The following is a 14,364-nucleotide window of genomic DNA, read 5'->3' on the forward strand; positions in this document are numbered from 1 at the left end:
AGAAATTTTTTATTAGTTATGTTCATATAAAGGCGTAATTTCTTCCGTTTTACCACTTGCTTTTATCACACCTTTATCAATCCAAATAACATTCTGGCAAAGCTCCCTCACCTGCTCAATAGAATGAGATACAAATAAAAGTGTCGTTCCATCAGCTAACATTTTTTCCATTCGTAGCTTACATTTTTCTTGGAATGCAGCATCACCTACAGCCAATACTTCATCCACAATTAAGATTTCAGGCTTCACTATCGTTGCGACTGCAAAACCTAATCGAGCAGCCATCCCTGACGAAAAGTTTTTAAGCGGCACATCCACAAAATCTTGCAATTCAGCAAACTCAATAATTTCATCAAAATGCTGCTCCATAAAAGCTTTCTTATGTCCTAACAATGCGCCATTTAAGAAGATATTTTCTCTTGCAGTGAGCTCACCATCAAAACCAGCACCCAGCTCAATAAGAGGAGCAATATTGCCATGCACTTCAACCATGCCTTTGTAAGGTTTTAGAATGCCGCAGATCAATTTTAAAAGCGTCGACTTACCAGAACCATTGGTACCAATTAAACCCCAAGACTCACCTTTCTTCACTTCAAGATTAACGTCTTTTAATGCTAAAAACTCTTGGAACATAAGTTCCCCCTTTAGCATCTTAATCACATATTCTTTTAAGCCATTATATTGTTCGGTTGCTTTATTAAAACGCACCGTAGCATTAGTGACTTTAATTACTGTTTCTTTATTCATTAGATATATAAAATAAACTCGTCTTGTTTTTTATTAAAATACCAAGCCCCAAGGATAAGAACCAAAATAGCCGTACCAAAACCGATTAGAATCGAATCAGTCTGTGGAAATTTTGCATGTAAGACAATATCTCTGAATTGCTCAATATAGCCATACATTGGATTTGCATTTTTGTATAAGTCTTGGTATTCCTCCGGAATGATCGATACGGGGTAGAATAATGGAGTGAGGTACATCCACATTGAAATAAATACGCCCCATAAATATTGAATATCACGGAAAAAAACTGTAATTGCAGAAAGCCATAAACCAAGTCCTAAACTAAAAATAAATACTTCCAGAATAATGACAGGGAAAAATAAAAGATTCCAAGAAAACTCCGCATCTGTAAAAATCATTACTAACAGCAATGCACCAAGAGAAAAGAGTAAGTTAACTAGAGAACTTCCTACCTTAGAAACTGTAAAAATATACTTTGGTACATATGTTTTCTTTATTAATGCTGAATTTCCAGTAATGGAACCAACAGACATATTGGTTGCTTCAGTCATAAAGCTAAAAAGAAATTGTCCCGAGATCATATAAAGTGGGAAATTAGGAATATCAAAGCGGAAAAGATTAGAAAAAATAACAACAAGAACCATCATTAACATTAAGGGGTTCAAAATACTCCACAGATACCCTAAATAACTACGACGATACTTTAGTTTTACGTCTCTTATAATTAGCTGTTTTAAAAGCTCATCAAAAGCAAAAAATCGACGAAACTTTCCTACAAATTTACTTAGCATAATCTAGTCCTATCTATAATCGGATTTCGATTATACACGAATTAAAAACAATATACACATACAAAAAGTACGGTCAAAAATGACCGCACTTTTCTTATTCAACAACTTGAATTCTGTTGTTTATCATTATGCATAATACATTTCAAATTCAACAGGATGTGGTGTCATATTTAAACGTTCCACGTCTTTACGTTTAACGTTAATAAATGCTTCGATAAAGTCTTTAGCAAATACACCGCCTTGAGTTAAGAATTCATAGTCTTTTTCTAATGAATTCAAGGCTTCTTCTAATGAGCTCGCAACTGCTGGAATATCTTTTAATTCTTCTGGTGGAAGATCATAAAGATTTTTATCCATTGCATCGCCTGGGTGGATTTTGTTTACTACGCCATCAAGGCCTGCCATCAATAATGCAGCGAATGCAAGATATGGGTTTGCCAATGGATCTGGGAAACGTGCTTCAATACGAATTGCCTTCGGATTGGTTACTGCAGGGATACGGATTGAAGCAGAACGGTTGCTTGCAGAGTAAGCCAACAATACTGGCGCTTCAAAACCTGGTACTAAACGTTTATATGAGTTCGTACTTGGGTTAGTGAATGCATTTAATGCTTTAGCATGCTTAATAATACCGCCAATGTAATAAAGTGCGGTTTCAGAAAGACCTGCATATTTATCACCTTGGAAAATATTTTTACCGTCTTTGCTTAATGACATATTACAGTGCATACCCGAACCATTATCACCTGTGATTGGTTTTGGCATAAAGCAAGCGGTTTTACCATGTTCTAATGCAACGTTTTGCACCACATATTTATATATTTGAGTTTCATCCGCTTTCAAGGTTAAGCTATTGAATTTTGTTGCAATTTCATTTTGACCTGCAGTCGCCACTTCATGGTGGTGAGCTTCTACTACTAAGCCCATTTCTTCTAAAATCAAACACATTTCAGAGCGAATATCATGTGCTGTATCAATTGGAGCAACCGCACAGTAACCGCCTTTTTTCAATGGACGATAAGCGCTGTTACCATCTTCGTATTTTTTGTTGGTGTTCCAAGCCGCTTCAATGTCATCAACGGCAAAAGAAGCACGGTTCATTGATACATCAAAACGGACATCATCAAATAAGAAGAACTCTGGTTCAGGACCAAAGAATGCTTGATCCGCAATACCGATTGAACGCATATAGTTTTCGGCACGAATAGCAATTGAACGCGGGTCACGATCATAGCTTTGCATGGTTGTTGGTTCATAAATACTACAACGAATAGAGAGGGTTGGGATCTGCGCAAATGGATCGACTACTGCAGTTTCAGCAATTGGCATTAAAAGCATATCGGCTTTGTTAATGGTTTTCCAACCTTCAACAGAAGAGCCATCGAACATTTTGCCATCTTCAAACATATCTTCATCAACAAGGCTAACCGGGATGGAAACACCATGTTCTTTACCTTTAATGTCGGTGAAACGAAGTAGCGCGAACTTAATATCGTTCTCTTCGATCAGTTTGAATACGTTGGCAATTGCATTTGCATTTGGCATAAGGAGTCCTCTATTTTGCTATGTATATAATCTTTATAAAAATTAAAAGAGCATTATAACGCAACCGCTTGCTCTTTTCATGGGATTTATTTTAAACACCAGCATAGCAGAGTAACGAAATATCGTGTATAATTTTTGCCCTTTCGAGATTCTCGTAGGGTGAGTTTTACTCACCAATTTAAACTACTTGGACTATTCGGTGGCATAAAAATCCCACCCTACAAAACTTAAACATTAAGAACGTAATAAATGAAAAACGACATTGATATTAATAAATTGCGCAATATCGCAATTATCGCCCACGTTGACCATGGTAAAACCACCCTCGTTGACAAACTTCTTCAACAATCCGGTACATTTGAATCAACTCGCGGTGATGTTGATGAGCGCGTAATGGACTCAAACGATCTTGAAAAAGAGCGTGGTATTACCATTCTTGCAAAAAATACCGCAATTAATTGGAATGGTTATCGCATTAACATCGTAGATACTCCAGGACACGCCGATTTCGGTGGTGAAGTAGAACGTGTACTTTCTATGGTGGATTCTGTACTTTTAGTCGTGGATGCTTTTGACGGTCCAATGCCACAAACGCGTTTCGTAACCCAAAAAGCCTTTGCTCACGGTTTAAAACCAATCGTAGTGATTAACAAAGTTGACCGTCCAGGCGCACGTCCTGATTGGGTGGTGGATCAAGTATTCGATTTATTCGTTAACCTTGGCGCAACCGATGAACAATTAGACTTCCCGATTATCTATGCATCTGCATTAAATGGTGTTGCAGGGCTTGAACACGAAGAATTAGCGGAAGACATGACCCCGTTATTTGAAGCGATTGTTCAACACGTTGAACCGCCAAAAGTAGAACTTGATGCCCCATTCCAAATGCAAATTTCCCAATTAGACTATAACAGCTATGTGGGTGTTATTGGTATCGGTCGTATCAAACGTGGCTCAATCAAACCAAATCAACCTGTAACGATCATTGATGGTGAAGGTAAAACTCGCCAAGGTCGTGTCGGTCAAGTATTAGGTCACCTTGGTTTACAACGTTATGAAGAAGATGTTGCTTACGCAGGCGATATCATCGCGATTACCGGTTTAGGTGAATTAAATATTTCGGATACTATTTGTGATATCAACGCCGTTGAAGCCTTACCTTCATTAACCGTTGATGAACCAACTGTAACCATGTTCTTCTGTGTAAACACCTCTCCGTTTGCGGGTCAAGAAGGTAAATATGTGACTTCTCGTCAAATTCTTGAGCGTTTAAATAAAGAGTTAGTTCACAACGTAGCATTACGCGTAGAAGAAACACCAAACCCAGATGAATTCCGTGTTTCTGGTCGTGGCGAATTACACCTTTCTGTATTAATTGAAAATATGCGTCGTGAAGGTTATGAACTTGCGGTTTCTCGTCCTAAAGTAATTTACCGTGAAATCAACGGTAAAAAACAAGAGCCTTATGAGCAAGTCACCATCGACGTGGAAGAACAACACCAAGGTTCTGTTATGGAAGCATTAGGTATCCGTAAAGGTGAAGTTCGTGACATGATGCCGGATGGCAAAGGTCGTGTTCGTTTAGAATACATCATCCCAAGCCGTGGCTTAATCGGTTTCCGTGGTGAATTCATGACCATGACGTCAGGTACTGGTTTACTTTACTCCAGCTTCGATCACTACGATGACATCAAACCAGGTGAAATTGGTCAACGTAAAAACGGTGTATTAATTTCTAACGCGACAGGTAAAGCATTAGCTTATGCACTATTTGGTTTACAAGAGCGTGGTAAATTACTGATCGAAGCTAACGTAGAAGTTTACGAAGGCCAAATCATCGGTATTCACAGCCGCACAAACGACTTAACCGTAAACTGTTTACAAGGTAAAAAACTCACCAATATGCGTGCATCGGGTAAAGATGATGCCATCGTATTAACTACACCGGTGAAATTCTCCCTTGAACAAGCTATCGAGTTTATTGATGATGACGAGTTAGTGGAAGTGACACCGGAATCGATCCGTATCCGTAAAAAACTCTTAACGGAAAACGATCGTAAACGTGCAAACCGTACGACAACCAGTACAAGCACTCACTAATCAAAAACGTGCGGAAATTTGACCGCACTTTTAAACAAACAAAAGGCGAACATGATGTTCGCCTTTTTATTTCATGATTAAAACTAGCCTAATCTGACTTTCTCGCCACCGAATTCATCGAGTAAGTTTTCTGTCAGTTTAGATAAAATACCCGTCATTAATACAAAATCAGCATCAAAGCGTTGCGCATAATCTTCTTTTAAAATATCCGCATTTTTCTCACGCACGGCATCGGCAAATTTCAAACGTTTGAGCGTGCAATCTTCATTAAATACAAAAGTCAGCGTATCTTCCCATTCTAATGCGAGCTTGCTCACCACTTTTTTGCCATCTTGTAAAAGCGCTAAAATCTCTTCATTTTCTAAAGGCTGTTTTTTACAACGGATCACACTGTCTTCTTGGCTTCCACGAAGTTCAGCTTCTTCTAACGCCACCAACCAATGCGGGATTTTTTCCTGCACAATCCAATCCGTTAAAATGGTCGAAGGTTCATTGGCAAAAGCCAACGGTACAACCGGTAACGAACCGAGGGATTTACGCAATAATGCTAAGGCATCTTCTGCACGTTTACTGGATGCCGCATCGACATGAACAAGGTTATTTTCGGTATCAATCCACACGGCAGTTTGCTGATTTTTAGTGAATGCACGTGGTAATAAATTCATCACCACATCATCTTTTAACGTTTGTTTTTCCGTTTTTTTCAATTTGCGGTTTTCTTTTTGCTCAAGGCTTTCAATACGTTCATCCAATTCACGTTTCACCACATTCGCCGGCAATATTTTTTCTTCTTTTTTCGCGACCAACAAAATGTGTTTACCGACTGAAAAATGCAATAACTCTCTGCCTCTCAAGGGACTCGCCCAACCGAATTTACTTTGATCTTGTGAGCCACAAGGATGAAATTCACAATCTGACAACTGGCGTTGTAATTCATTAAGATCCCAATCTAAGGGCTTAGTCAGCCTATATGACATTAAATTTTTAAACCACATCGTAACACTTCCTTCATAATAGGGTAAAATACGCGACATTGTAGCCCATAAACTCACGGGAAAAAATGATGCAACAGAAATTAATTGCCTTCATCGGTGGTGGCAATATGGCACAAGCGATTGTGTTAGGCCTATTAAAACAAGGTTATCCAGCCGACAAAATTATTGTTAATGATCCTAATGAAGAGAAACGTGCCTTTTTTGCTCAATATGGCATCGCCGTTTCGACAGACAACGAGCAATCCATCATACAATCTCAAGTTGTGTTATTTGCAGTAAAACCACAAGTACTAGCCGATGTTTGCAAGCCATTAAGTGCGGTTGATTTCTCTGATAAATTAATTATTTCTATTGCTGCGGGTATTTCTACAGCTCGATTAGGCGAACTCATTCCAACAGCAAAATCCATTGTTCGCGTGATGCCAAACACCCCTGCATTAGTGGGAGAAGGCATGGCTGGCTTATTTGCTGACAAAAACACACCTGAAATTGACCGCACTTTTGCGGAAAATTTACTTTCAGCTGTAGGGAAAACCACTTGGGTGACAAATGAAACTCAAATGCATGCAGTCACCGCTGCATCAGGCAGTAGCCCGGCTTACTTCTTCCAATTTTTAGAAGCCATGCAACAAGGCCTAATAGAAATGGGCTTAGACGAAAACCAATCTCGTGAGTTGGTACAGCAAGCCATGTTAGGCTCGGCTAAGCTGGTGATTGAAAATCCACAGACAGCGCTTTCCACGTTACGAGAAAATGTCACCTCAAAAGGCGGTACCACTGCAGCCGCACTAAATGTGTTCAATCAACACCAATTTAACGACATCATTAAACAAGCGATGCAGGCCTGTGTGGCACGCTCACAAGAAATGGAAAAATTATTCTAATGCAAGTTCGTCCTTTTACTTGGCTCGCCTTGAGCTTTTTTGGCTACTATTGTGCCTACGGTGTGTTTCTTCCCCTTTTCCCAGCATGGTTGAAAACGCAATCTTATAGCGAAGAAAGCATCGGCTTATTGCTCGCCTGTGCCTACATATTCCGTTTCAGCGGCGGTATTTTATTTTCCGGCTTAATAAAACGTGTTTCTCTCTTAGTAAATGGGTTACGTTATTTAGGCGTGGTCAGTGCCATTACAATGGCGTTAATTGGACTGATGTCGCACAATTTCTGGCTCTTGTTTATTGGACTTGCGTTGTATTCCATGGTGAATGCGGCTGGTATGCCGATTGGTGATAGCCTTGCCAGTACATGGCAACAACAAATTCATTTAGATTATGGCAAAGCGCGCTTAATTGGTTCCTTTGCGTTTGTTGTTGGTGTGATGGTATTTGGGTATTTTGTTGGACTCATGGGTGAGCAATATATTACTTGGATGATCACGGGCATACTCGTTTTTTACTGTATTGTGCAATTACTTCATCCGAACCCAATGCCGCAGGACGAACCTCAAAGTGCGGTCGAAAATTCCGTTGGATTTTTAGACTTACTGAAAAATAAAACGACCCTTCGTTTGTTTATTGCGATTTCACTCATTCAAGGATCGCATGCAGCTTATTACTCATATAGCACTATTTTTTGGACAAATCATGGCCACTCCGTTTCCGATGCGGGTTTATTTTGGGGAATCAGTGTATTAGCTGAAATCGTGGTCTTTTTCTTCTCCACTCGATTATTCAAAAACTGGAGCATTACGGCCCTTTTCTATCTCACCGGTATTGCGGCTATCGTGCGTTGGCTCGCTTTCGGTTATGCCGACACCTTTGCTGAAATCGTCCTATTGCAATGTTTTCACAGTCTTACTTATGTCGTCGGCCATTACGCGACCGTGCGTTATATCACCACTCAACCACAAACCCATATTGCGAAATTACAAGGCTTATACAATGCCTTGGCGGGATGTGCAGCCATTGCGATTTTCACTGCGCTTTCTGGCGTACTTTATCCAATTTCGCCAGTTTATGCCTTTAGTTTAATGGCCGCCTTTGCTTTCATTGGGTTATTTATCACTCCACGTGGCGTGAAAGCTTTTTTGATACATAGAGTGTAAACATGAATAACCTCACGCTAGTTGATTTGTTCTTGAATGAATATTGGATCGAAAAAGGATTGTCTGAAAACACCGTGCAGTCTTATCGTCTCGATTTGACCGCACTTTGTGATTGGCTGGATAAACAAAATTTATCTCTCGAAACCCTCGAACCCTTAGTTCTGCAACAATTTTTAGGCAGCCGTTTAGAGCAAGGTTACAAAGCTACCAGTACTGCACGAATGCTAAGTGCGATGCGGAAATTATTCCAATATTTGTATCGTGAAAAGTATCGTACGGATGACCCAAGTGCCGTACTGAGCTCACCTAAATTGCCAAGCCGCTTACCTAAATATTTAACCGAGCAACAAGTCACGGATTTATTAAATACGCCAGATGTAGAAATTCCGCTCGAGTTACGCGATAAAGCCATGTTGGAATTGCTATACGCTACTGGATTACGTGTCACGGAATTGGTCACGCTCACTATTGAGAATATGAATTTACAACAAGGTGTCGTGCGTGTGATTGGTAAAGGTAACAAAGAACGCATCGTACCAATGGGAGAAGAAGCGGCTTTTTGGGTGCGACAATTCGTACTTTACGGTCGTCCTATTTTACTTAATGGGCAAAGCTCTGATGTGGTCTTTCCGAGTCAACGGGCTCAGCAAATGACTCGCCAAACCTTTTGGCATCGTATAAAGCATTATGCCGTGTTAGCAGGAATCGATACAGATGCACTTTCTCCACACGTTCTTCGTCATGCCTTTGCAACACATTTGGTGAATCACGGTGCGGATCTCCGTGTTGTGCAAATGCTCCTCGGACACAGCGATCTCTCCACCACACAAATCTATACTCACGTGGCTAAAGAACGCTTAAAACACCTTCATGAAAGATTTCATCCAAGAGGATAAAATCAAAAAGTGCGGTCAAATTTATCGTTATTTTTGACCGTACTTTAGTATGAAAAGCTTATTTTAATGACAACAATCTCGCCACATTTTGAGCCGTTGAGATTAAATTCTGCTCGCCCTGTTTGAGAATTGTCGGTAAATCACCCAGATTTCGAATAATTGGGAACACCACATCAATTCCATGTTCATACACCACTTCATAATCCTCACGCAAACAACCTACAATCGCGATAACAGGCTTATTAAATTGTTTTGCTGTGCGTGCCACACCGATTGGGGTCTTACCTAAGATACTTTGCGCATCCATACGACCTTCACCAGTAATCACTAAATCAGCCTCTTTAACTTGCTCAGCGAGTTTCAAATTATCTAACACGATCTGCACACCGGCTTTGAGTTGCACATTAGGTAAGAGCAATAAACCACCGCCCATACCACCAGCCGCCCCCGCACCTGGTTGATCTTGAATTTTTTTACCACAATCCCGCTCGGCAATTTCGGCGAAATGGGCTAACGCAGCATCGAGTTCCTTCACCATCTCAGGCGTGGCGCCTTTTTGAGGACCAAAAATCGCAGAGGCGCCTCGTTCGCCACAAAGTGGATTATTCACATCACAAGCCACTTCAATTTGTACGTATTGCAATCGAGGATCTAAATCAACCAGTTGAATTTCAGCAAGATTAGATAATGCTGCACCACCAAAGCCAATGGATTGACCATTTTTATCCAATAAACGTAAGCCTAATGCTTGCAGCATACCCGCACCACCGTCATTTGTGGCACTCCCGCCAATCCCTAAAATGATGTGTTGAACACCAAGGTTAAGAGCTTGCTTAATCAGCTCCCCTGTGCCAAAACTGGTGGTTTGACAAGGATTGCGTTTATCCATCGGGACAAGATGCAATCCCGATGCTGCCGCCATTTCAATAATCGCCGTTTTACCATCGCCCGATAAACCGAAAAAGCTTTTTACTTGGTTGCCTAACGGTGCAGTGACTTCTGCCTCAATTAAGCACCCCTGAGTGGCATCAACCAAAGATTGTACGGTTCCCTCTCCCCCATCTGCCATCGGTAATTTCACATATTCGGCGTTTGGGAAAATACGTTTAAAACCAGTTTCAATCGCATTAGCCACTTCAAGTGCGGTCAAACTTTCTTTAAATGAATCAGGCGCAATGACAATTTTCATATTCTCTCCTTAAACTAACTAAATACACCAAAAATTAAGGTGGACACAATGGTCATAATTAACCCGACTGCACTTTCATAAGGAATCAATTTTAAGCGTTCTTTCATGTCCATATTTACGCAACCACCAGTTGCATGGAAGAAAGAACCATGTGGCATATGATCGAAAACTGTCGCCCCCGCATGAATCATCGCGGCACCTGCCAGACTACTCACCCCCAACTCTAATAGCGTTGAACTAAACACATTCGAAGCAACCGCTGTCCCTGCAGTTGTTGATGCTGTGGCAAGCGACATGAGTGCACCTGAAATTGGCGCCAGGATATAAGAAGGTAAGCCAGAATGTTTTAAGCCTTCAATGAGCACATCTTTCATGCCGGAATTGGCAATAATACCGGCTAAAGCGCCCGTACCAAGTAGCATAATTGCCACCGGAGCCATTTTCCCTAAACCGCTAATCGCATAGTTATTGGCTTGGCGAAGCTTGCCCATACATAATGCGCCAATCAGACCACCAAGTGGTAAAGCGATTAAAGGATCGACTTTAATATCGGCTAACGGACGAAGTGCCAGTAAGAAGATGGCAACCAAAGGTGCCACAAGTGCGGTTAAAAATGAGGGTAAATTCTGCGTTTCGACTGTTACAACTTCTTGGGCAGAAACGCGCGAACCTTTGTTTCTTAACCGTTTTGCTAAGAAATAGGTCAATATTAAGCCAAAAATAGCGGGGATAATCCCTGCCATCATCACTGACGTTAAAGGAAGATGGAATGTATCTGCTGCTGCAATCGCATTAGGATTAGGTGACATTAAGTTTCCTGCTTTTCCCCCACCAATCATCGCTAAGAGAATAGCGGGTTTTGATAAGTCAGTACGACTAGCAAGTGCTAAGGCGATTGGAGAGACTGTAATCACGGCAACATCAATAAATACACCAACAGCAGTTAAAATTAATGTAGCCAACGCTAACGCTAATAATGCTCTTGTTTCACCTAACTTGTTTGTAATGGTTTCAGCAATGGTATTAGCCGCACCGGATTCAATCAGTACTCCCGCCAATACCCCTGCTGCGAGAATTCGCATGACTGCAGTAGTGATACCTTGAGCGCCTCCGATCATGAGACTCACGGTTTGAGATAAATCAGCACCGCCAACTAATCCCCCGACTAAAGCCCCAACTAACATACCATAGGCTGGTGAGACTTTTTTCAAAATAAGGAAAATAGCGACGATGAGTGCAATAAGCGCACCTAAGGCTGAGACTGTTGGCATAGCGTCCTCCTGTTGATATGAATATGCAAAAATCTTTCTTATTTATATCAGCAAAAGTAGAGGAATAAAATCTTGTCCGACTTCCACCTACAAAAACGGCTTATGTAAAACACATAAGCCGAAATTGCTACTGAAAATTGACCGCACTTTAGAAAAATAAAATACTTCCCCAAACCACGACAACAATACAAAGGGCAATGAATACCGCTGCTGAACCTTGGTCTTTAGCTCTTCCTGAAAGCTCATGGCGTTCTGTGCCAATACGATCTACCACCGCTTCAACTGCACTGTTTAACAGTTCAACTACCATCACAAGTAAAACCGATGAAATCATCAAAGCAATTTCAATTTTAGTGTCGCCTAGCCAAAAGGCGAGCGGAATCAGAATGCACGCAAGAAAACATTCGTGTCGAAATGCGGTTTCATTTTTAAATGCACTCTTTAAGCCTTGTAAAGAATATTTCGTCGAGTTAATTAAATGGGTTAATCCCGTGGTTTTATACATAAAAGTTCCTATGTTGTAATCTATAAACGTTTTGCTTCGATAACGTCGTCTAACTTCGCTAATCTGGCCAGTATTTTACTTAAACTTTCGACATTTTTCAGTTCAATTTCCATATCCATCGTCGCTACTTGTTTTTTAGTGTCCGCACGGCTTGAGACCCCTAACACGCTGACTTTTTCATTCGCGAGCACGGTTGTAATATCGCGCAATAAACCGTTGCGATCACTGGCCACAATGCGAATATTAATATGGAACCCCGCCGCATAATTATCCCCCCAAAGAGCTTCTACCACGCGTTCAGGATGGGCGGCTTGTAATTCAATGAACTGCTCACAATCGCAGCGATGAATTGAGATGCCACGCCCCATCGTAATGTAGCCTGCAATCGCATCACCTGGAATAGGCTGACAACAACGCGCCATATGGTGCATTAAATTACCGACCCCTTCAACAATGACATAGCCTTTATTCTGTTGTTGCTCGGCTTTCTGTTGCGCCTTTTGCTGTGCAGTATTCGCGCTTTTACTCGCCACATGGCGGAGAATTTCTTGATCTGCTTCTTCAGCCGTCACTTTGATCAATCGGCTTTGCAGGAAATTCATCAACTGATTTAAACGAATATCTCCGCTACCAATGCCCGCGTATAAATCTTCGAGGTTTCTTAAGTTATAACGTGGCAAGGCAAGCTGCTCAACCTGTTTCAAACTGATATTCAAACGAGCAAGTTCATTATCTAACTGCTCTTTACCAGCTGGAACGTTTTTATCACGATCTTGTTTCTTAAACCACGCTTGGATTTTGGCTCGCGCTTTTGAGGTATGGGTAAAGCCTAAGTTCGGATTGACCCAATCTCGGCTTGGATTTGGATTTTTCTGCGTGATGATATCCACTTGCTCACCCATTTGCAGGTGATAAGTGAATGGCACAATACGCCCACCAACTTTCGCCCCGATACAACGATGACCAATTTCACTGTGGATCGCATAAGCAAAATCGAGAGGCGTTGATCCCGCGGGTAAATCAACCACTTCACCTTTCGGTGTAAACACATATACGCGATCATCAAAAACTTGGCTACGTAATTCAGCCATCACTTCGCCAGAATCCGTAATATCATCTTGCCATGCAAGTAATTTACGCAACCAAGTGATTTTTTCTTCGTAAGCGGAAAGGCTACCTGTCGTGCCCTCTTTGTATTTCCAGTGGGCGGCTACACCAAGCTCCGCATCATCATGCATCTGCTGAGTGCGAATTTGCACTTCTATTGGCTTACCACCTTTGCCCAATACCACCGTGTGAATAGATTGATAGCCATTCGGTTTCGGGTTGGCAACATAATCATCAAATTCTTTTGGTAAGTGCTTGAAGTGCGTGTGAACGATACCGAGCGCCGTATAACAATCTTGCAATTTCTGTACGATCACTCTAACCGCTCTGACATCATATAAGCCACTGAATTCCAAGTGTTTCTTTTGCATTTTTCGCCAAATGCTATAAATATGTTTAGGACGGCCGTAAACCTCAACCTGGTCGATATTTTCTTTTAAATAACTGGTTAACTCTGTGACAAAATCTGCAATATACTGCTCACGATCTAAGCGACGCTCATGTAATAATTTGGCAATATTTCGATATTGTTCTGGATGCAAATAGCGGAAGCAGTAATCTTCAAGCTCCCATTTCAATTGACCGATACCTAAACGGTTCGCCAATGGGGCATAAATATTGGAACATTCTTTGGCAGCCAATACTTTTTCTTCTTCACAAAAGTGATTTTCCGCATTACGAAGAAACGTAATACGTTCAGCAAGTTTAATGATCACGCAACGGAAATCGTCCACCATCGCAAGGAGCATACGGCGTACATTATCCACTTGAGACGCATTGGCAGAATGGCTGGCGTTGAGCTGACGGATATTATCCATCTCCTCCACACCTTTAAGCAGTTTGGTGATTTTAGGACCAAAATGTTCCTGAATTTGCTCCCAATCGACAATTTTATTTGCTACTAAGGGGAATAGCATAGCGGTGAGTAAGCTTTCGCTGTCCATATTCATTTCATGCAGAATTTCCACCATTTCCACACCAGATTGCAATGTAAGGATTGCATTCTCCATTTGATCGGCATGTTCAGCTATTTTGGCTTGGGCATAACACCATGCATCAATCAGAGACTTTTCTACGGGGGCAGCAAGTTTAAGGCTCGAACACCATTGTTCGATCTCAAAATCATGTGGATTTGATAAGTGAGAACCACGAACTGCAACCATAATACCCCCTT

At 41.2% G+C, this 14,364-nt stretch carries 12 protein-coding genes; 4 read left to right on the forward strand and 8 right to left on the reverse strand.

Features of this window, described 5'->3' with window-relative positions:
* Positions 1-12: 12 nt before the first annotated feature.
* From O3746_RS03935 to glnA, 3 genes are all read right to left on the reverse strand, one after another.
* Positions 13-747, reverse strand: coding sequence for an ABC transporter ATP-binding protein (locus O3746_RS03935; protein WP_371447835.1), 735 nt, complete (start codon positions 745-747; stop codon positions 13-15).
* Entirely contained in the window at positions 747-1,538 is a 792-nt protein-coding gene (locus tag O3746_RS03940) for an ABC transporter permease (protein WP_371447836.1), read from the reverse strand. The genes O3746_RS03935 and O3746_RS03940 overlap by 1 nt, the downstream gene beginning before the upstream one ends.
* A 126-nt stretch (positions 1,539-1,664) precedes the next feature.
* Positions 1,665-3,083 (reverse strand): type I glutamate--ammonia ligase, encoded by a 1,419-nt coding sequence (gene glnA, locus O3746_RS03945; protein ID WP_371447837.1) that lies wholly within the window; start codon positions 3,081-3,083, stop codon positions 1,665-1,667.
* 249 nt (positions 3,084-3,332) lie between these two features.
* Here glnA and typA point away from each other — a divergent pair, with 249 nt between their 5' ends.
* On the forward strand, positions 3,333-5,183 hold the full coding sequence (typA, locus tag O3746_RS03950) for a translational GTPase TypA (RefSeq protein WP_371447838.1): 1,851 nt from the start codon (positions 3,333-3,335) through the stop codon (positions 5,181-5,183).
* Between the two features lie 83 nt (positions 5,184-5,266).
* Here the strand turns inward: typA and rdgC are convergent, their stop codons facing one another.
* On the reverse strand, positions 5,267-6,178 hold the full coding sequence (rdgC, locus tag O3746_RS03955) for a recombination-associated protein RdgC (RefSeq protein ID WP_371447839.1): 912 nt from the start codon (positions 6,176-6,178) through the stop codon (positions 5,267-5,269).
* Positions 6,179-6,246: 68 nt separating this feature from the next.
* Here rdgC and proC point away from each other — a divergent pair, with 68 nt between their 5' ends.
* Genes proC through xerD form a run of 3 tightly spaced genes read left to right on the forward strand, consistent with a single transcriptional unit; the run spans position 6,247 to position 9,118 of the window.
* Positions 6,247-7,062, forward strand: coding sequence for a pyrroline-5-carboxylate reductase (gene proC / locus O3746_RS03960; protein WP_371447873.1), 816 nt, complete (start codon positions 6,247-6,249; stop codon positions 7,060-7,062).
* On the forward strand, positions 7,062-8,222 hold the full coding sequence (locus O3746_RS03965) for a 3-phenylpropionate MFS transporter (protein ID WP_371447840.1): 1,161 nt from the start codon (positions 7,062-7,064) through the stop codon (positions 8,220-8,222). The genes proC and O3746_RS03965 overlap by 1 nt, the downstream gene beginning before the upstream one ends.
* Positions 8,223-8,224: 2 nt before the next feature.
* Positions 8,225-9,118 carry a site-specific tyrosine recombinase XerD gene (gene xerD / locus O3746_RS03970; RefSeq protein WP_265469378.1) on the forward strand — a complete coding sequence of 298 codons (894 nt, stop codon included), beginning with the start codon at positions 8,225-8,227 and terminating at the stop codon, positions 9,116-9,118.
* 58 nt (positions 9,119-9,176) lie between these two features.
* Here xerD and O3746_RS03975 read toward each other — a convergent pair whose 3' ends face one another.
* The 4 genes from O3746_RS03975 to relA form a co-directional block, all read right to left on the reverse strand.
* Positions 9,177-10,307, reverse strand: coding sequence for a glycerate kinase (locus tag O3746_RS03975; RefSeq protein ID WP_371447841.1), 1,131 nt, complete (start codon positions 10,305-10,307; stop codon positions 9,177-9,179).
* Between the two features lie 14 nt (positions 10,308-10,321).
* Complete coding sequence (locus tag O3746_RS03980) at positions 10,322-11,578, reverse strand: GntP family permease (protein WP_371447842.1); 1,257 nt, start codon at positions 11,576-11,578, stop codon at positions 10,322-10,324.
* Positions 11,579-11,726: 148 nt separating this feature from the next.
* On the reverse strand, positions 11,727-12,083 hold the full coding sequence (locus tag O3746_RS03985; protein ID WP_371447843.1) for a diacylglycerol kinase: 357 nt from the start codon (positions 12,081-12,083) through the stop codon (positions 11,727-11,729).
* 20 nt (positions 12,084-12,103) lie between these two features.
* Positions 12,104-14,353: a GTP diphosphokinase gene (relA, locus tag O3746_RS03990; RefSeq protein WP_371447844.1), complete on the reverse strand. Its 2,250-nt coding sequence runs from the start codon at positions 14,351-14,353 to the stop codon at positions 12,104-12,106.
* Positions 14,354-14,364: the final 11 nt, after the last annotated feature.

It is taken from the genome of Haemophilus sp. 27098_8_127 (assembly GCF_041433495.1).
Taxonomy (GTDB): Bacteria; Pseudomonadota; Gammaproteobacteria; order Enterobacterales; family Pasteurellaceae; genus Haemophilus_D.